At 47.4% G+C, this 18,846-nt stretch carries 20 protein-coding genes, 1 tRNA gene, 1 pseudogene and 1 riboswitch; of the genes and pseudogenes, 15 read left to right on the forward strand and 7 right to left on the reverse strand.

Annotated features, from left to right (window positions below):
• Positions 1-132 precede the first annotated feature (132 nt).
• From HMPREF3139_RS00305 to HMPREF3139_RS00350, 9 genes and pseudogenes are all read left to right on the forward strand, one after another.
• Positions 133-351, forward strand: coding sequence for a hypothetical protein (locus HMPREF3139_RS00305; protein WP_070459355.1), 219 nt, complete (start codon positions 133-135; stop codon positions 349-351).
• Positions 348-1,262, forward strand: a pseudogene (locus HMPREF3139_RS00310) (phasyl DNA replicon protein arp). The gene HMPREF3139_RS00305 and the pseudogene HMPREF3139_RS00310 overlap by 4 nt, the downstream one beginning before the upstream one ends.
• Before the next feature lie 20 nt (positions 1,263-1,282).
• Positions 1,283-1,552 (forward strand): hypothetical protein, encoded by a 270-nt coding sequence (locus HMPREF3139_RS00315; protein WP_070459358.1) that lies wholly within the window; start codon positions 1,283-1,285, stop codon positions 1,550-1,552.
• Between the two features lie 87 nt (positions 1,553-1,639).
• Complete coding sequence (locus HMPREF3139_RS00320) at positions 1,640-1,861, forward strand: hypothetical protein (protein WP_070459361.1); 222 nt, start codon at positions 1,640-1,642, stop codon at positions 1,859-1,861.
• A gap of 8 nt (positions 1,862-1,869) precedes the next feature.
• Positions 1,870-2,172 carry a hypothetical protein gene (locus tag HMPREF3139_RS00325; protein WP_070459364.1) on the forward strand — a complete coding sequence of 101 codons (303 nt, stop codon included), beginning with the start codon at positions 1,870-1,872 and terminating at the stop codon, positions 2,170-2,172.
• A complete protein-coding gene (locus HMPREF3139_RS00330; protein WP_070459367.1) occupies positions 2,162-3,958 on the forward strand; it encodes a virulence factor TspB C-terminal domain-related protein in 1,797 nt (598 codons plus the stop codon). Before HMPREF3139_RS00325 ends, HMPREF3139_RS00330 begins: the two co-directional genes overlap by 11 nt.
• A gap of 1 nt (position 3,959) precedes the next feature.
• Positions 3,960-4,241: a DUF2523 family protein gene (locus HMPREF3139_RS00335; protein WP_070459371.1), complete on the forward strand. Its 282-nt coding sequence runs from the start codon at positions 3,960-3,962 to the stop codon at positions 4,239-4,241.
• A 9-nt stretch (positions 4,242-4,250) separates the two neighbouring features.
• On the forward strand, positions 4,251-5,423 hold the full coding sequence (locus tag HMPREF3139_RS00340) for a zonular occludens toxin domain-containing protein (protein ID WP_070459374.1): 1,173 nt from the start codon (positions 4,251-4,253) through the stop codon (positions 5,421-5,423).
• A gap of 571 nt (positions 5,424-5,994) precedes the next feature.
• Positions 5,995-6,942 carry an IS110 family transposase gene (locus HMPREF3139_RS00350; protein WP_070459379.1) on the forward strand — a complete coding sequence of 316 codons (948 nt, stop codon included), beginning with the start codon at positions 5,995-5,997 and terminating at the stop codon, positions 6,940-6,942.
• A gap of 166 nt (positions 6,943-7,108) precedes the next feature.
• Here the strand turns inward: HMPREF3139_RS00350 and pncB are convergent, their stop codons facing one another.
• A complete protein-coding gene (gene pncB, locus HMPREF3139_RS00355; RefSeq protein WP_070459382.1) occupies positions 7,109-8,329 on the reverse strand; it encodes a nicotinate phosphoribosyltransferase in 1,221 nt (406 codons plus the stop codon).
• Positions 8,330-8,425: 96 nt separating this feature from the next.
• Positions 8,426-9,721 carry a M23 family metallopeptidase gene (locus HMPREF3139_RS00360; protein WP_070459385.1) on the reverse strand — a complete coding sequence of 432 codons (1,296 nt, stop codon included), beginning with the start codon at positions 9,719-9,721 and terminating at the stop codon, positions 8,426-8,428.
• A gap of 363 nt (positions 9,722-10,084) precedes the next feature.
• Between HMPREF3139_RS00360 and HMPREF3139_RS00365 the strand changes: the two genes are divergently transcribed.
• The gene (locus HMPREF3139_RS00365) at positions 10,085-11,065 is read left to right on the forward strand and encodes a hypothetical protein (RefSeq protein ID WP_070459388.1); all 981 of its coding nucleotides are present in this window, start codon (positions 10,085-10,087) and stop codon (positions 11,063-11,065) included.
• A 6-nt stretch (positions 11,066-11,071) separates the two neighbouring features.
• On the opposite strand, the gene rfaQ is transcribed toward HMPREF3139_RS00365, so the two are convergent.
• A complete protein-coding gene (rfaQ, locus tag HMPREF3139_RS00370; RefSeq protein ID WP_070459391.1) occupies positions 11,072-12,154 on the reverse strand; it encodes a putative lipopolysaccharide heptosyltransferase III in 1,083 nt (360 codons plus the stop codon).
• A 147-nt stretch (positions 12,155-12,301) separates the two neighbouring features.
• Positions 12,302-12,346: riboswitch (PreQ1 riboswitch) on the forward strand.
• 3 nt (positions 12,347-12,349) lie between these two features.
• Between rfaQ and queF the strand changes: the two genes are divergently transcribed.
• Both queF and HMPREF3139_RS00380 read left to right on the forward strand, forming a co-directional pair.
• A complete protein-coding gene (gene queF, locus HMPREF3139_RS00375; protein WP_003748427.1) occupies positions 12,350-12,823 on the forward strand; it encodes a preQ(1) synthase in 474 nt (157 codons plus the stop codon).
• Between the two features lie 101 nt (positions 12,824-12,924).
• On the forward strand, positions 12,925-13,560 hold the full coding sequence (locus HMPREF3139_RS00380) for a 7-cyano-7-deazaguanine/7-aminomethyl-7-deazaguanine transporter (RefSeq protein ID WP_070459394.1): 636 nt from the start codon (positions 12,925-12,927) through the stop codon (positions 13,558-13,560).
• A 110-nt stretch (positions 13,561-13,670) separates the two neighbouring features.
• On the opposite strand, the gene ubiM is transcribed toward HMPREF3139_RS00380, so the two are convergent.
• The 3 genes from ubiM to rplU all read right to left on the reverse strand — a co-directional run bounded on the left by ubiM (position 13,671) and on the right by rplU (position 15,738).
• On the reverse strand, positions 13,671-14,855 hold the full coding sequence (gene ubiM, locus HMPREF3139_RS00385; RefSeq protein ID WP_070459397.1) for a 5-demethoxyubiquinol-8 5-hydroxylase UbiM: 1,185 nt from the start codon (positions 14,853-14,855) through the stop codon (positions 13,671-13,673).
• Positions 14,856-15,129: 274 nt separating this feature from the next.
• Complete coding sequence (gene rpmA / locus HMPREF3139_RS00390) at positions 15,130-15,402, reverse strand: 50S ribosomal protein L27 (protein ID WP_002212328.1); 273 nt, start codon at positions 15,400-15,402, stop codon at positions 15,130-15,132.
• Positions 15,403-15,429: 27 nt separating this feature from the next.
• The gene (gene rplU / locus HMPREF3139_RS00395) at positions 15,430-15,738 is read right to left on the reverse strand and encodes a 50S ribosomal protein L21 (RefSeq protein ID WP_002216394.1); all 309 of its coding nucleotides are present in this window, start codon (positions 15,736-15,738) and stop codon (positions 15,430-15,432) included.
• A 262-nt stretch (positions 15,739-16,000) separates the two neighbouring features.
• Here rplU and ispB point away from each other — a divergent pair, with 262 nt between their 5' ends.
• The 3 genes from ispB to HMPREF3139_RS00410 all read left to right on the forward strand — a co-directional run bounded on the left by ispB (position 16,001) and on the right by HMPREF3139_RS00410 (position 17,519).
• Positions 16,001-16,975, forward strand: coding sequence for an octaprenyl diphosphate synthase (gene ispB / locus HMPREF3139_RS00400; protein WP_070459401.1), 975 nt, complete (start codon positions 16,001-16,003; stop codon positions 16,973-16,975).
• Positions 16,976-16,979: 4 nt separating this feature from the next.
• Positions 16,980-17,426: a DUF441 domain-containing protein gene (locus HMPREF3139_RS00405; protein WP_063076159.1), complete on the forward strand. Its 447-nt coding sequence runs from the start codon at positions 16,980-16,982 to the stop codon at positions 17,424-17,426.
• 18 nt (positions 17,427-17,444) lie between these two features.
• A tRNA-Arg gene (locus HMPREF3139_RS00410) sits at positions 17,445-17,519 on the forward strand.
• A 103-nt stretch (positions 17,520-17,622) separates the two neighbouring features.
• On the opposite strand, the gene HMPREF3139_RS00415 is transcribed toward HMPREF3139_RS00410, so the two are convergent.
• Positions 17,623-18,780 (reverse strand): NnrS family protein, encoded by a 1,158-nt coding sequence (locus tag HMPREF3139_RS00415; RefSeq protein ID WP_070459404.1) that lies wholly within the window; start codon positions 18,778-18,780, stop codon positions 17,623-17,625.
• Between the last annotated feature and the right edge of the window lie 66 nt (positions 18,781-18,846).

The following is an 18,846-nucleotide window of genomic DNA, read 5'->3' on the forward strand; positions in this document are numbered from 1 at the left end:
TAAAAAGGCCGTCTGAATATTTCAGACGGCCTTATATATTGCACTTATATATTGCACTCCGTTAAGGGAGTGTAAATTACAAAACAAACCCCTTGACAAGTTCCGATTAACCGAATTTTCAAGGGGTCTGAAATGTCAACATTTGCCTACTACACAATTACACCGCAACCTGAAAAAAATCCCGTTGCCTACATCTTCCGCCTGTTTTCCGAGACCTGCGGAACCATCGATTGCTTGGAAACCAGAGCTTTTCCTATCCGCAATCCCAACAATCCCCAAATCACTTATGGCGAAGCCGATTTATACGGTCAATTAAGCGTATCCGCACTGATGGCGGAGGTGCAATCATGAATCGTTCAGCTTCAGCAAGCGCGGAACGCGCTCTTCCTTGTCTAAATAGTAACAACTGCATTGAGGCAGAAAACCTTAATAAAAACAATGCAAAGCAAATTCCGATTGGTTACGAAAAATACCTGCCGAACACAGCAAAACCCGAATTCAACGAATTTTCCACCTCACACAAGAAATCCGCCGCCGCCCTTGAGATGAATGTACGCCAGTTCATCGAAGTTTTCGGAATTGAAAAGGTTGGATTCCTTACCCTTACATTTGCCGACGACGTATAAGACGTCAAAGAGGCAAGCCGCCGCTTTCACAGCCTGCGCACAAACTTTCTTAAAAAACATTTCGAACATTATGTCTGCGTATACGAGCGCATGAAAAGCGGTCGTATTCATTTCCATCTGATTGTGAACACACGCGAAGACATTCGCCGCGGCCTGAATTTTAAGCAAATTCAAGCCCGAAACTACACATCAGCAAACAAAGCACTCCGTCAGCTTTGGCAAATTCTTCGTGAAAACATGGATAAATACGGTTTCGGCCGTTCCGAACTTTTGCCGGTAAAGACCAACAGCAAAGGCTTGGCAAGATATGTGGCCAAATACATTTCAAAACACATTAACAGCAGACTTCCTGAAGACAAAGGCTATCGCCTGATTCGTACAACCATCGACAAAAAAAGTCTGTGGAAGATTGCAAACAGCAATTTTTCGTTTGTAAGTGCTGGTTCGCGCCTATGGCGCGAGAAGCTCCAGAAATGGATTATCTGCATTGAGCCATATTTAAAACAGTATGCAAAACATGAATTTAACAGAGAACTCAAAGCCATTACAGAAGAAAACTACAACCGTATTTTATCCAGCTTAATTAGCCCGAAATGGGCGTTTTATAACCGAGAAACCATCATCAATATGCCCTAAGTTGGCAGAAAGGAAACATCATGTCTCAAGAAACCGAACGCAAACAAGGTATTTTCGTCATTGCCGCATTTGACCGGATGTTCGCACGAGAACGCAAAAACCAAGACGGCACATTCAGCAAGACCCACTATGTCGGTTTGATTATCCGTTCAGATACAGAAACCCGCCTTTGCGAAGTTCGCACAAAACATCCAGAAAAGTACGAGCATTACAAACCGCAGCAAATCGTCTCAATGCAAGTGTTTCCTCGTGCATTTAAAGACAACATCTACTATTCGGACGAAGCATAAACCAGTTTCAGGGGTTCGGCGGTGTTCCCTGAATTGACCCCGAAACACCGCCACAACCATTTTTTTAACTCCATAAAGGAAAATATCATGAGTATTAAAACCAAATTTCAAAAAGCAGCCGCTTTTGTAACCGTTGCAGCATTGCCAGTATTAGCATTCGCAGAAGATAACGGCATGGTCGAAGCCGCTAAAACAGAATTGGGCTCATTGAAATCGGGCATTATTGCCGTCGGCGCGGTTGCCGTTGCTTTGGCCGTTGCCGCCGTTTCCATTAGTGTTATCAAATCCGCAGTGAAACGCTCTGCATAAGGTGCAACATGGGTTATCAGGTCGGCAGAATCTGTCATGAAACGGCAGAGCAGGCAACAAACGAAGTGATGACTCAAGTCGTACCGACCATAGACAAAGACGGGGTGTTGCATCACCCCGTTTTTAACGGACAGACTTGGACTTATAACGAACAGACCGTAAAACTTCAATTTCCGCAGTGCGACAGCATGAAATATTACCGTCTCGGCGAACAAATCGGCACACAGATGATGTATGCCATGATTGCCGTCTTTGCCGTTGTCGTTATTGTGAAACTGGTTTTATGGCAGAGAGAAAGAAATGAAGAATGACACCCGAATCAGCATTTTTATTGGGTATGGTAAAGCCCCTAACATTAGCCGTCTTTTTGTATGTCTTGGCTCGCTCTTGGTCGTAGAGCAGGCATGGGCAGAAGTAGGATTACCGCCGCCGGGACAACATCAAAACGCAGGCTTTCCGAGTGACCAAGCCTTGCAACGTCGTGGCTACGATCCAAAAACAGGCGTTTGGAAGGTTGACGTACAAAACAACGGCAAACCGACCGTAAACAAAGACGGTGGAACATACAACGGAAGTCAAAACAAGACTGTAACCGTTACGGGAAAGTACGGCGAAACTGGCAAAATGTATACAACTGTTAATCAAAGAGTTGGTACAAGCGCAATTCAGAAAACTGCTACGGGTGTATGGTTTGGCTCATCAATTGCAAATGCTTTAAGTAAAAATGGATCATATGTAGCAACTCAGTTAAGAGCTGGAAATTATAAGTCAGCATTTGAAGGTTCGGTACTTGCTTTAGGAGATTTCGGAAATAATCTATTTGGTGGATTGCCTGAATCAATTGTGAATTTAGGGCGATCTTTAGGGTTAGTAAATAATCCATCACAGCAACAATATAGAGATGCAGCAGAAAGATTTTATGCAGCACAACGCCAAGCAGAAGCCGAAGGAAACTACCAAAAAGCAGTAGCACAAGCAGCAGCTGGAAAAGCAGCAGAAGCAGCACAAAAAGCGCAACAACAAGACCAACAAAAGAAAGAAGAACAGAAGAAAGACGAAGAAGCAAAAAAGAATCGAATGATTAAATATCAATTGATAGTAAATATAAATGGCAGTTATCAAAATTATGTTTTCTATTCTAAATTTGGAATTAATTTAAATGGTTCAAAAAGTAATTCTTTGGACGTCTTTTCTGATAATCTAGGCCGTTTTTCTTCTCATGTTGATATTGACATTCCTAATTCATCACCATCAAGGATTACTGTTAGCACTCCATCAGATAAACGTGTCTATGTTTATTACAATACATATAAAGAAGGTACAGTTCCAGAATCAGAAAAAGAGAAGATTGCACAAAATCAAAGCCAAGTAAAACCTGAAGATTTCATGCTGACACAAAAAGAAATGTTAGACATTCTCAAGCGTATGCTTGAAAACAATCAGACAAACCATGCCGAGTTGATGAACCAACTGGCAAAAATGGGCGTTATGAATCAATCTGCCGAGCCAAGCACATTTAGCCCTGATACCGCACTTAGTGCGCCATATACCCCTGAAGGTAGTAGCACCCCTCAACAAACAAGATTCAAAATGAATCAAGATGGCACTGTAGGCGTTGATTATGTTCCGCGTCCAGATTTAAAGCCAAACAGTCCAGAAGCACCGAATAAGCCCGAAAAGACAACACCGAGCAGACAGGAGAGTCCAGACACGCCAAACGCACCAAATAGCCCGAATTCGCCAAATACACCGAATCAGCCGAACAATCCGACAGGGCAGCAAAATCAAAACGAAGAGAATCAGAAACAAGATTTTTGTAAGCAGAACCCGAATACTGCTCAATGTATTTTGGGAGGAAAGTCGGAAGATATTAAACTACCTGAACAGACCATAGACCTGAATTTCAAGCCTTTGGACGTGTTCCAGTCTGACGGGAAGTGTCCCGCTCCCCGCTCCGTAGATTTCGGTGCATTGGGACAGGTAGAGTTCAGCTATGACCCGTTGTGCGACTTGGCGCGCAAGCTGCGCCCCATCTTCATCGCAATATGCGTGCTGACATGTGCCTATTTTGTCTATGAATCCGTAAAGGAATTGTGAAATGAACTGGGCATCATTGATAACAGGCGTCCTCATGTCCGTAGCAGGGCGCATACTGACCGCCGTAGGTTTGAGTTTTATTTCAGTAACAGGACTGAATGCTTTGCAGGATTATTTCATTAACGAAATAAGCCGTAGTATCGGCGGTTTCCCCGACGAAGCCTTGCAAATACTGTATATAGCGGGATTCGGTGTCATTCTGAATTGGATATTTGGTGCGTTCAGCTTCGTAATATCCCTAAAAGGCTTTAAAAAACTGTCTACCATCATTCAGTCGAAATAGGAAGAAAACATGTTATATCTGTTAACAGGCGTACCGGGTTCGGGCAAAACCCTGAAAGTCGTTTCCATGCTTGCCAAGCAAAAAGACTTTATGAATCGTCCGCTTTATGTAGACGGCATTCTTGACCTGAAAATACCACATGAAGAAATACCAGAAGGAGAAAGCATTCAGACATGGCCGAAGTGGGCACCGCCGGGCGCGATTATCGTTGTTGACGAATGCCAACGCATATTCCGCCCACGTCCTAGCGGTTCGAAAGTACCTGACTACGTCGCCGAACTTGAAACACATAGACACCGTGGTCTTGATTTCCTCTTGATAACTCAACATCCCCGTCTGATAGACGTCCATTTGCGCGGACTGATAGAACACCACACCCATTTCGGCAAGACTAATTTAGGACTGCGCCGTAAGCTCGAATGGACGACAGGCGGCGCAAAAGACCCTGAAAGCAGGGCAAACATCAGGGAAGCCCTAATCAGCGTGTATAGGCTTGATAAAAGCGTGTATGGGCTGTACAAGTCCGCTGAAGAACACACCAAAATCAGAACCAAGCGCAGCAAGGTTCTTTATCTGATACCCATCGCAATAGCCTTGCTTGGTGGAGGTTTGTATTATTTCTCATCCTTTTGGAAAAATATGGAAAAACCAATAATAGAGGGACAAACGGCACAGGCACACATTGCCGCGTCAGCGGCAAGCCCCGAAGCGCAGGCGGCAGCCGCTCCCGCGGCGGACGACGGCGCAGCGGGGCAGTACGCAGCAGCAAAGGTGCAAACGCCGTCCGAACCGCCCAAGCCTCATTTGACAGAAGAAGACTATCAGCCCCGTATCGCAGAACGCCCCGAAACCGCCCCTATATACGACGGCATGAACAAAGCCGTAAAAGTCATGCCTTGGCCGTCCGCGTGCGTAAAAAGCGATAATGGCTGTAATTGCTATACAGACCAAGGGTCTAAAATTTCAGAAATTAGCAAAAAAACCTGTTTAAGCTATATTAAAGATGGCTTGCCCTTCAACCCTTATAAAACTAAACAAAACGAAGCATTAACGGCTGATTCAAATTCATCAGTATCAGAAAAACCGCAAGTCTTGACAATGGGTGGAAAGAGTCCGCAGAATTTAATGTATGACGGATACGAAGATAAAGCCCTAAGTAATGAGGGCGGAAAAATAAATTAGGGAAACGATGAACGCATTAGAATTTGTTATTTCGTGTTTGGTTGTTTATGCAATAATTCACATCCATAGAAAGCATGGCACGGCTTATTTCAAAATGTTGATTAAGGAATTTGGCATTTTTATTTTCGGTCTTGCTATTATTTTTCTTGTATTATGCGCAGCAGGGGTCTTAATGTTCGCAGTCCAATCGCACACCTAACCACAAGTCAGGGGGAGGACGTCCAGAAAGATTTGTAAAGACAGCTTTATCGTCTTTATAAATCTTTTTGGATACCCCTTGACGCTAGCCAACCCTAAAACGCTAGGGCAAAGGGGTGGGGTGGTTTTTTTACCCCACCCCCTGCCACGTGGCGAACGTCGCCGAAGGCAAAAACATTTAAAGCCCCAAGCCCTGAACGTGAAACCAGCATTTTCAGGGCTTGGCGTTTGACGAAACACCAAGCAAAGCCCGTGACTTCGTAAGTACGGCACAGCCACAAGGCTGTAACAAAGATTGAAGCACGGGTCTTCTAATAACCTGAATTTGAACACTATCTAGGGCAAAAAGCCCGTATTCATAAGGCAAAACCCCATGTACTTAGGCATAGACGTATCGAAATTAACAATAGATTGCTGTCTGATTTCAGACGGCCTTTTTTTTGAGCGTAAGTTCAAAAACAGCCAGGCCGGATTTCAAGACCTGAAAGACTGGCTAAAAGAAAACGGCGCAACAGAAAGGCTTCATTGCTGCTGCGAAGCAACAGGGAAATACTACGAAGCAGCAGCTGAATATTTGAGCAAATACTACCGAATGAGTGTAGAGAACCCACGTAAAATAAAAGGTTTCGGGACAGCCGTTTTACAAAGAACCAAAACAGACCGTCAAGACGCAAAAACTATAGCCCAATACTGCAAAGCACTAGAACCCCGACCGTGGCAGAAACCCACCGAAGCACAAACCAAACTGCGAGAACTGACACGATACCAACACCGTCTGAAACGCCAAAAAGCAGCCGAACAAACCAAACTCCAAACCGCCCCCGCCTACCTGCTCCCACTGATACAGTCCACCATTACCCATCTTCAACAGCAAATCAAAGCCGTTCAAAACCAACTGAACCAGTTTCACAAAGACAATCCCGACTACAAAATCCAAAAAGAGCGCCTGAAAACCATCACAGGCATAGGCGAAGCAGCGGCCAATAGCCTTTTATCAGTTCTGACCCAAACGGACCGGTTCAAGACCGCAGCGCAATTTGTAGCCTACCTAGGCTTAGACCCCAAGGAAAACCAGTCAGGAACAAGCCTAAAAGGCAGACCGCGTATTTCTAAGCTGGGCAATACCCATTTGCGAACAACCTTGTTTATTCCGGCTATGCACGCATACCGAAGCAGCACCTTTGCCAAGTATGTAAGCCGACTACAAAAGAACGGCAAAAGGCCGAAAGTGATAATTGTCGCACTCATGCGGAAACTGGCGGTAATAGCGTTCACACTTTTGAAGAACGGCCAAGATTTTCAAGTGGAAAGATATAAATGAAAAATTAAACCTGGTTTTCGCCGGCGATTTTTAATTTACTAAATAAAAAAATAAAACGCAAAACCATTTAATATCAAACAAAACACCCTGAACAAATCAGGGTGCGTATTATTGCAACTTTAAGAAATGTAAAGTTTATTGACTGTGAAATACACTATCTTTGTTTTTAGGCTTTCTCTTCCGGCTCAGGTACGTCAAACACTTGGCGCAGGTAAGCGAGGAAGGTGTTGTTGGTGGTCATGGTTTTGCCCGGGGAGTCGGAGAGCTTGGCGACGGATTGGCCGTTACACTCGACGAGCTTCAAGACAATGTTCAAAGGCGTGTGTCCCAAATCGTTGGTCAGGTTGGTACCGATACCGAAACTGGTTTTGAAACGGTCTTTGAAGTATTGGTGCAACGCCCATGAACGCTCAATATCGAGGCCGTCTGAAAAGGTCAGCATTTTGGTGCGGCTGTCGATTTTGAGTTTTTTGTAATGCTCGTAGGCTTTGTCGCCCCAAACATAAGGATCGCCGCTGTCGTGGCGCAGGCCGTCGAAGAGTTTGGCAAAGTACAGGTCGAAGTCGCGCAAGAAGGCATCCATGCCGACTACGTCGGTCAGGGCGATACCGAGGTCGCCGCGGTATTCGTGCACCCAACTTTCCAGCGCGGCTTTTTGGAAATTGCGCAAACGTACGTCCAAGGCTTGGAAGGCTTGGAGGAACTCGTGCGCCATGGTGCCGATGGGTGTGATGCCGATTTTTTTGGCCAGATAAACGTTGCTGGTACCGCGCACGATATCGGGAGCAGCTTCCAGCAAGGTGCGGATAACGTGTTCCTGCCATGCGAGGGTGTAGCGGCGGCGCGTGCCGAAATCGGAAATAAGGAACGGCGGATCATTTGGATTTTGTGTAGCTGCAATTTCTTTCAGCTGTTGCGCTTTGGCCTGCAAACGGCGCTCGCCTTCTTCGATGACGGCAGGCGTTTCCAAGCTGCGGAAATAGAGTTCGTTGACGATGGCAAGAATGAAAATCTCGAAGAACATCGCCTGTATCATCGGGCCTTCGATGCGGATGTTCAGACGGCCTTGGTCATCAGGGCTGACTTGGACGAAGCGGCGTTGGAGTTGGAAAAGTTCGAGATAATCGACAAAATCGCTTTTGATAAAACGCAGGCTGCGCAGATAGGCAAGTTCGTCATGGGTAAAGCGCAGCTGGCACAGGGAGTCGAGTTCGCGTTCCAAGTCTTCTTGAATATCGGCCAGCGGATACACCATCTCTTTGTTTCGACAGCGGAATTCGTAGAGGCTGTGGGTTTGCGGGAATTGGTGCAACACGACTTGCAGCATGGTGAATTTGTACAGGTCGGTATCAAGCAGGGATTGGATAATGGGCTGATAAGCAGACATAAGTTTTCTCTGAGTAAACGTAGGCTTGATGAGGATATCGATTTTAATAGGAAAGGCCGTCTGAAAGAAATCTTATTCAGACGGCCTTTACCTTATTTAATCCAGCTGCGCTACGGAAACCGGCAAAGAGCGGATGGTAGACAACATCGTGCTGGCATCTTTTTGCTGTTTGCGGAACGCGGCCATATTGGTCGGGGTCAATTTCGGCGTCGGCAAGGCGACGGTAGTCGGGTTGACCGGCTGGCCGTTGACACGTGCTTCGTAGTGCAGGTGCGGACCGGTCGAACGGCCGCTTGTACCCACAAAACCAATCACTTCGCCGGCGCGGACTCTGCCGTCGGCAGGGCTGAATGCGCTCATGTGGCCGTACAGGGTCTCCACACCGTTGGCATGGCGAATCATCACGGTATTGCCGTAACCGCCTTTCCAACCTTTGAAAATCACTTCGCCGTCGGCAGCGGCCTTAATCGGCGTACCGGTCGGCGCGGCATAGTCGATACCGGTGTGCATACGGACGGTATGCAGAACCGGGTGGACACGGTAGCCGAACGGAGAAGAAATGCGCGTGTATGCAACAGGCTCGGTATTAAAGCCTTCTTTTTGTTGCAGGGACTTACCGTTTTGGTCGTAGTAGCTACCGCTTTCTTCGTCGCCTTTGCCTTGGCTGTAATAATAGGCTTGATAAGTTTTGCCGTCTTTAACCACTTCAGCTGCCAAAATATCGCCGACCGCCATTTGCTGGCCGCGGAAATACATGCTGTTGTACAAAAGACGCACGGTATCGCCTTCGCCCAAGTCACTCATATTGAACGAATCGGCAAAGATTTCTTTGAGCTGGATATACACTTCGGAAGGAATTTCGGCACGGAGCATATCGCCGATGGCGGATGTGCGGATTTGCACGGAGCGCAGGGTCGGCATGGTTTTCATGTCAATTTCGGCATTGGAAATGCGCCATTTGCCTTTGACTTTTTCCAAAGCCACCAAGTTGCGTTCCAATTCTTCATCGGTAAAGAATTGAACGTCGGTCACTTGGCCTGAAGAGTCGATGCGGATGTTGACGGATTGGTTGGTCCGCAGGTTTTTCATGTCGAGGTTGGCATTGTTTTTCGCCATGATTTGCTTGATGTCTTCTTGGTTGACACCCATGCGCGTCAAAACGTCTGCCAAAGAGTCGCCGGCTTGGACGGCTTCTTGCGCCCAATAGCTGGATTGATAGGTATTGGTTTCCACATAAACGGCAGGCAGCTCTTCGGAAATACGCTCGACTTTGAAATCGGTCTGTGCAGGTTGAGGGTAGGTAATGGCGTATGCGGTCATGATGCCTGAAGCCGGCAGCAGAAACGCTAAGAGGGTTGCTTTAAATCGAGTGGAATATTTGTTTTTAATCACGCGTTATCCTTAATGGGGCGGTCTGTTTTTTGAGGTTTGCAGAATGCCGGCACATCCGGTCTGCCGCGACCGCCTGCTGGTTTAAACAGTTTTGGGGATAAAGGACTTTGAGTCTTTTTTCCGATCTGAAAATCAGGTTTTCATTCGGAATAAATGAGGTCGTGTTTGAGATTGACGTTATTATCAGGGCTATTGTGTTGATTTACACCCTGTTTTTCTGAAATTTACGCCACGCATTCTAGCATGACAGCCCGTTTTTTCCAAACCGACCGTCTGAACGGCTCTTTTTCAGGGCGTGAGGGCAAGGTTCCGAAACGCATCATTTGTCGCGTAAAATAACGGTTTTCCTATCTATTTGCGCTTATGAAGCTGACCCTCGCCCTCCCCTCGCTCAACCGCTTTGCCGACGAATCCGTGCCTGCGCTTGCCTTACCTGCTTTTAACCATCTTTTGCGTTACGGCATATTACGCAAAGAAACACTCAAGCCGTCTGAATTTTACGGACGCCATTTGTGGAGCGGCAGCCTTATTGCCCAAGTGCAACGTTTACGCCACACAAACCAAAAACGCGCGGCCGCTTTTGCCTCTCCGGTTTGGCAACAAATGGGCATGCACCATGTCAACATTATCAGCGGCGAGTTTATCGGCATCCCAAAAGAGGAGGCTCAGCGGTTATGTGCGGATTTGTCGGCGTTTTATCAAGATAAAGATTGGCAATTCGAGCCGCTTTGCGAAAGTATGTGGCTGCTCAGTATGTCGAAGATTGAAGATTGGGGCGCGGAATGTGTTTTGGATGTGTGCGGGCAGCCGGAAATGGACGGTCAGGCACATGGCGAAGATGCGGTGTCTTGGTTGGCCATGCAGACGGAAATCCAAATGTTTCTCCACACGCATCCGATTAACCAAGCGCGTGAACAACAAGGCTTTCCGGAAATCAACGGTTTATGGCTGTGGAATGACGCGGACGGTACACAGTCTGCGGATATTGTCGCTTCAGACAGCGCATGGGCGCGTTTTTCAGATACGCCCAAAATCAATGCACCATACGATTTGAAGGCTTGGTTTGAGATGGTTCAAGAAACAGGCAGCACAGTTTCAGACGGCCTTATCTTTTTGGACGACTTGGTTTCCACCTTGCAGACAGGCGATGTTTGGGCATACAAAGATATTTTGGAAAGCTGGGAAACCCGTTGGTTTGCGCCTTTATGGGACGCACTCGCTTCAGGCCGTCTGAAAACCGTGTGCATTGCCACAGACGGCGAAAACGGCGGCACGCTGGAAATCGGCCGCCGTTCCAAATGGGCATTTTGGCGCAAAGCTAAACCGTTTAACGGATCGTGGTAAGCGGTTTTAAGCCTCCAACGCCTCCAATTTGGCAGAAATTTTATCCCACACATCCTGCAACGGAATCGCTCTCAACAGACGTGTCGGATCGTTAGTGTCGATACTGTCAGGATGCGGTAATTCGGCATAATCGCCGGCATAAATGACTTCGGCCTGCTCGGAATACGGACGCCATTTATCCACCCATGACGCGCCAAACAAAGCAATTTGCGGTTTATCCAAAGCAGCAGCGATGTGCATCGGTGCAGAATCGACACCGACAAACAGTTTGGCTCCCTCAATGGCCGCCGCCAATTCACGCAGGCTCAAGCATCCGGACAACACATATACTTTTCTGCCTTCCGGAATATTCAGACGGCCTATAATTTCCTGAAGCATGTATTGTTCGACAGTGTCGGGAGAAGCAGTCAACACGACATTCTGCCCGCTGTTGAGCAGAAGCTGTACGATGGCGGCATTCTTGCCGTCTTCCCAACATTTGAAATGCCAACGCGCACCCGGGTGCAACAACACATAATCTTCGCCGCTCCAACCCTGCTCACGCAATTTCTGCCGCATGCTTTCCCTTGCATCTTGCGCCACCCAAAGGCGTACTTTCGCATCGGCCACGTCTTCCGGCTGGATAAGCGGCGCAAGGATATTCAATTGGTTCTCAACGATATGATGGCTGGTATCAAGCTCATGGTTGATAAAATCATGACAGAAACGCCACCAGAATCCGTCACGCTTGATGCAGTCCAAACCCACGCTGCAACGGGCGCACAGTTTGGCGATTACCGCCGCGCGCCATTGATCGGACAGGTTGAAAGCCCAGTCATAATCACGCGCCTTCAGCTTTGAAAAAAGGTTTTTCTCACATGCCAACTGCTTGAATACGCCCAGCTTCTTCCAATTTCGATCAATGGTAAAAATCTGCGTAATCTGCGGATTATCGGCAATCAGCTGCTCCGTACCGGCGTATACCAGCATATCGATTTCGCAATCGGGGAAACGGGTTTTCAGCGCATCGACCACCGGCGTGCTCAAAAGCACATCGCCATGATGGCGCAATTTGATGATCAGAATACGTTTGGGTTGGGCTAAAGACATACAAAACTTTCAGACGGCCTGTTGATTGGCTGCTATTGTAAAGCGGAAAACAGGTTTCATAAAATACAAAACAGGCCGTCTGAAACCTATCCTGCTGATTCATCGCTATAAAATCCGCACAAGCCATGCAATTTATATTACAATCCGCACCCCGTGGTTCGAAAACCTCCCACATTAAAAAACTAAGGAAACCTCATGTCCCGCAACAACGAAGAGCTGCAAGGCATCTCCCTTTTGGGCAACCAGAAAACCCAATACCCAAGCGAATACGCGCCTGAAATTTTGGAAGCGTTCGACAACAAACATCCCGACAACGACTATTTCGTCAAATTCGTCTGCCCCGAATTCACCAGCCTCTGCCCGATGACCGGCCAGCCCGACTTTGCCACCATCTACATCCGCTACATCCCCCATATCAAAATGGTGGAAAGCAAATCACTGAAACTCTATCTCTTCAGCTTCCGCAACCACGGCGACTTCCATGAAGACTGCGTCAACATCATCATGAAAGACCTCATCGCCCTGATGGATCCGAAATACATCGAAGTATTCGGCGAATTCACACCACGCGGCGGCATCGCCATTCATCCGTTTGCCAACTACGGCAAAGCAGGCACAGAGTTTGAAGCTTTGGCACGCAAACGCCTGTTTGAGCACGATGCACAATAATCCCGTTCAGACGGCCTAACCGCCCTTTTTATTGCGAGACTTTCTCTATTGCACGGTCTCGCAGGGCTTCATGCCGTCTGAAAAACTTCCGAAAGATTTCTATGTACGAATTTACCGCCGCACAGCAGAAGAAAGCGCTCTTCTGGCTGGTGCTTTTCCATATTTTTATTATTGCCGCCAGCAACTATCTGGTACAGTTCCCCTTTCAAATTTTCGGTATCTTTACCACTTGGGGCGCATTTTCCTTCCCCTTTATCTTCCTCGCTACCGACCTGACCGTGCGCATTTTCGGCGCACCATTGGCGAGACGGATTATTTTTTGGGTGATGTTCCCCGCCCTGCTGCTCTCTTACGTCTTCTCCGTCCTCTTTCATGACGGCAACTGGACAGGCTGGGCATCTTTGGCCGAATTTAACACCTTCGTCGGCCGTATCGCATTGGCCAGCTTTTCCGCCTATGCGCTCGGGCAAATCCTCGATATTTTCGTGTTCAACAGATTACGCCGTCTGAAATCATGGTGGATTGCCCCCACAGCTTCTACCGTTGTCGGCAACGCTTTGGACACGCTGGTGTTTTTCGCCGTTGCCTTTTATGCGAGCAACGATGAATTTATGGCGGCAAACTGGCAGGGCATCGCATTTGTCGATTATCTGTTCAAACTCGCCATCTGCACACTCTTCTTCCTGCCTGCCTACGGCATCGTATTGAGCATCTTGACCAAAAAACTGACTTCCTAAAACGTCCGCCAAGAAATGCCCGAATCGGTTTTAGCCAAATAAACAATAGATAAAAAACAAGGCCGTCTGAAACTGTAATCGTTCAGACGGCCTTTTATGTTTTCAAATGATTAACCGGTCAATTGTTTGGTAATCAGTTTTTTCAGCGGCGGGAAGTTATTGCTTGCACGCAATACCAAACCGCGCAGCAGTTTCGCCGGAGCAGTTTCATTGGTAAAGAGTTTCAGCAACATATTGGTGCCGTGGTAAATCGGATGGGCGTGGAACATATGCTTGGTACTGTATTTTTCCAGCAGGCTCTTCGCACCAATATCCTGACCGCGTTGCTCGGCTTCAAGCACCAATTTAGCCAAAAGATCGGCACTTGCCAGACCCAAGTTGAAACCGTGCGCAGTAACCGGATGCATACCGACCGCGGCATCGCCGATCAGCGCGCTGCGTTTGCCATAGAAACGTTGGGCAATCATACCGACCAAAGGATAATTGTGAATAGTGCTAACCAATTCCATATCGCCCAAACGGCCTTTGAGTTGCTCTTTCACGCTGGCTGCCAATTCTTCCGGCGACATGTTTTTAATCGTTTCGGCTTTATCGCTGTCTACCGTAATCACTGTATTGGTCAAGTGTTCTTCCAAAGGCAGCAACGCAATGGTGCGGCCGTAATGGAAGCATTCATATGCGGTATGCAGGTTGGACAAAGTATGCTTCATGCGGCACACAAACATGGTACGGCTGTAATCGTGCATATCGGAAGAAATGCCCAATTGACGGCGTGTTTGCGAGAAACGGCTATCGGCGGCCAACAACAGACGGCCGGTCAATACTTCGCCGCTTTCCAAAATAACTTGCGCCTCATCGTCAGAAGTTTTGACTTCTTTAACATTGGTGCCGGCCAGGATTTTCACGTTGTCCAATTTGGACACGACTTCATAAGCGGCTTTGCGGATATTGTGGTTGGAGATCAAATAGCCCAAGCAGTCCGCAGGCTCGCCACGCGCCTGAGTCGGTTGCGGGAAGTGGAGTTGGTAATCGGAATGACCGTTCAACACTTTGGCATCGCGCAAAGGATAAATTTCGTCTTTTGGAATCAAATCCCACATACCCAATCGCTGCATGATTTCACGCGACAGATGCGTCAGTGCGATTTCACGGCCGTCATACGGCGGATTTTGCAACACTTCTAAAGGACTTCTTTCAATCAGGGTTATGTTCAAACCGCTTCCGGCCAACTCTGCGGCAAAACTTAATCCGGCAGGGCCTGCGCCGACGACGAGAATATCACTGTGTAAGCTCATGGGAGGAATTCCTTGTATTCAACTGATACGGATTTTTTCAGACGGCCTTAAGTTTACTGTGTTTAGCTACATGAGGGTAAATCAAAGGCATTTGATAGATTATATAGAAAGAGTCAATAGAATAAAACAAAGGCCATCGATTATAAGCACGTTTTTACTTTGGCCTTAATATAAATCAACCTTCACGACATACAGATTTTATCAAACAGACAAAACAGTCTGACAAACAAAAACCGCATTCCGAAAAGGAATGCGGCTTTCAATCGTAAAACGATTATTCTTCAGAACCGGTGTAAGGACGGATGCTGACGGTTTTACGGTTCAGCGCGCCTTTGGTTTTGAATTCAACGTAACCGTCGACTTTAGCAAACAAAGTGTGGTCTTTGCCCATGCCTACGTTGTCACCTGCGTGGAATTTAGTACCACGTTGACGAACGATGATAGAGCCTGCCGGAATCAGCTCGTTGCCGTAGGCTTTAACGCCCAAACGTTTGGCTTCTGAATCGCGACCGTTGCGGGTGCTACCGCCTGCTTTTTTACTTGCCATTTGTAATACTCCTGAACTTACTTGAAATTAGGCGATTGCCACGATTTCGATTTGGGTGAAATTTTGGCGATGGCCTTGGCGTTTTTGGTAGTGTTTGCGACGACGCATTTTGAAAATACGTACTTTCTCGCCACGACCATGAGCAACGACTTTAGCTGTTACTTTTGCGCCTTCGATAAAAGGTGCGCCTACTTTTACAGATTCGCCGTCAGCAATCATCAAAACTTCAGTCAGTTCGATTTGGCTGTCGAGTTCGGCTGGTATCTGTTCTACTTTCAATTTTTCGCCAACGGAAACTTTGTATTGTTTACCGCCGGTTTTTACGACCGCGTACATACTCAACTCCATGAGAATTAGGTTAACATTCCGCACACCATGTGCGAAACGAGCTATTCTATTTCTATTTGCCTGTTTTGTCAAAATTTATTTTATTTACAAGTGAAAAGGCCGTCTGAAAGATATGTTGCATGCTTTTTAACTGATATAATCACGCGCTGGATTGCTGATATCTTTATGTAACGTTATTACCCCGACCGAATGTACGGGTTTAAACAGATTCATTGGAGCCCCGCTCCGTTTTGTCAACAGAGAATGTTTTATGTTCGAAAACCTGCCTTACTTCCAACGCCACCTGCCCGATGACCTTGCCAAAGTTAATGCGGTCATCAACCAAGCTGTTCAATCTGATGTTGCGCTGATTTCGCAAATCGGCACATACATCATCAGCGCGGGCGGTAAGCGCCTGCGTCCGATTATTACCATTTTGGCAGGCAAAGCAGTCGGGCATGACGATGAAAAACTGTACTCGCTGGCAGCAATGGTGGAATTCATCCACACCTCCACCCTCCTACACGACGATGTCGTCGATGAAAGCGATTTACGCCGCGGTCGTAAAACGGCAAACAACCTCTTCGGCAACGCGGCGGCTGTTTTGGTCGGCGACTTCCTCTATACACGCGCCTTCCAACTGATGGTTGGTTCGGGCAGTATGCGTATTTTGGAAGTGATGGCAGACGCGACCAACATCATCGCCGAAGGCGAAGTCATGCAGCTGATGAACATCGGCAATACGGATATTACCGAAGAGCAATACGTCCAAGTTATCCAATACAAAACAGCAAAATTGTTTGAAGCGGCAGCGCAAGTCGGCGCAATTTTGGGCAAGGCTTCCCCTGAACACGAGCAAGCCTTGAAAGACTACGGCATGTACGTCGGTACGGCTTTCCAAATCATTGACGATGTATTGGACTACTCAGGTGAAACCGAAGAAATCGGCAAAAACGTCGGCGACGATTTGGCGGAAGGCAAACCTACCCTGCCATTGATTTATCTGATGAGAAACGGCTCCGAGCAGGCAGCAAATGATGTGCGCCACGCTTTGGAAAATGCCGACCGCAGCTATTTTGAAAAAATCCACGACTATGTCGTCAACTCCGATGCTTTGCCGTATTCGATTTCCGAGGCGAAAAAAGCCGTCGACAAAGCCATCGCTTCATTGAACGTGTTGCCTGACAGCGAAGTCAAAGAAGCCATGATCCAACTGGCAAAAGAATCCTTAGCCCGAGTATCTTAATCCGATGAATTTCAGCTTTGTCCCTTTGTTTCTGGTTACGCTGATTTTTTTGGGCGTTGTCAGCAACAACAACTCGATTACGATTTCGGCGGCCGTCTTATTGCTGATGCAGCAAACCGCTTTGTCGCAATACATTCCCTTCGTGGAAAAACACGGCCTGCAAGTGGGCATCATTATACTGACCATCGGCGTATTGAGTCCGCTGGTTTCGGGCAAAATACAGATTCCGCCGCTGTCTGAGTTTCTCAATTTCAAAATGATTGCCGCCGTCCTTATCGGCATCTTCGTCGCTTGGCTTGCCGGACGCGGTGTTCCATTGATGAGCGAACAGCCTGTTTTGGTAACCGGATTATTAATCGGTACCGTCATCGGCGTTGCTTTTGTCGGCGGTATTCCGGTCGGCCCTTTGATTGCCGCCGGCTTATTGTCTTTTGTTGCCGGAAAGGTTTAAAATCCCTTCCTTTAACGCCTCGCCATAGTTCAACGGATAGAACGTATGCCTCCTAAGCGTAAAATACAGGTTCGATTCCTGTTGGCGAGGCCACAGTTTCAATAAAAGCCTTTCATACTTTGAAAAGCTTTTTTTATTATCAATAAATAAAGGCCGTCTGAAACTTTTCAGACGGCCTTTTCATTTTGCCAAACCGTTAACCCGGACGACCATCCGAACGCGGACGGATCAGCCAAGGAATATATTTCCATGCGTACAACAGCAGAGACACGGCAAACAAAGCGGCGGAGCAACGGATACTGTGCGTATATGCCGTACCGCTCACAAAGGTTGCCAAAACACGGACAACCGTTGCGGCTATCATCAACCAAAAGGCAACAGGAACCACTTTAGGCGGCGGATAAATAGAGTTGCCGGTATGGCCAAGCGCGGTTCGTGCCATCATGCCCAAAGTCAGCACGCCGATACCGCCAACGCCGATAAGGTGTACGCCCAAATTCAGGAAACTTGAAATCCAATAAGAAATACCGACAGCAATCAAGCCCAAGCCTGTAAACAGATAGCCGGCAAACAAAATCCAAAGCATAGGCTCTTTCAGTACGGCTTTATACCACCAGCGGTACACCTGCACAGTAAAAATCACACCGGCAGCCAGAGCAAACAACGCAGCCAGTCCCGGCAAAATATTATGCGCCATCATCATGGCGGTCAGCATAGGCAGCCAAAGTGAAGCGTGCGCTACCCATTGAGGGCTGGGAATTTGCGGCACATTCAGGCGCTTGGACGTAAAGAACGAGATAATCCGCATGCCGATCAAACCGATAAATCCGGCCACCATAATTAAACCGGATTGCAAACCGGTCATCAGCGCAATGGCATCAAACGGCTGCACTTTCAGATGGAAGGCGAAATGGGTGCCTCCCAAAACAAAAATAGCGAACACAGCAACATAGTTGCGCTTATTTTGAGAACGAATTACCGGCAAAGCCATGCATACCGCGCCATACCAGAAAAAGATCGTGCCGAATATGCCACTTGCCGTCGCACCCCAGCCGGGAATAAACACACATAAACGCGCAAGCAGCCAAAATGCGGTCAAACCTACCAACGCCTTACCGCGCGTGGGCGGCTGGCCAGTCCAAGTTGCCACGGCCGTCAGCAAGAATGCAATGACAACCAATCCGGCGTAGCCCCAAATCATTTCATGGGCATGCCAATACAAACCCGGCAATTCAGGCGTACCCTGATAGCCAAAGCCCCAAAGCAATATAGACAATGCGCCATACAAAGCCGCCAACGAATAAAACGGGCGGAAGGCCATTGCCCATACAGGATGTTTGAACAAATCGTTCATGGTGGTTCCTTCAATTTTTATATCATTATAAAACAGCAACAGAGGCCGTCTGAAACTTTTCAGACG

Origin of the sequence: Neisseria sp. HMSC15G01 (assembly GCF_001808255.1) — a bacterium.
GTDB lineage: Bacteria > Pseudomonadota > Gammaproteobacteria > Burkholderiales > Neisseriaceae > Neisseria > Neisseria subflava_A.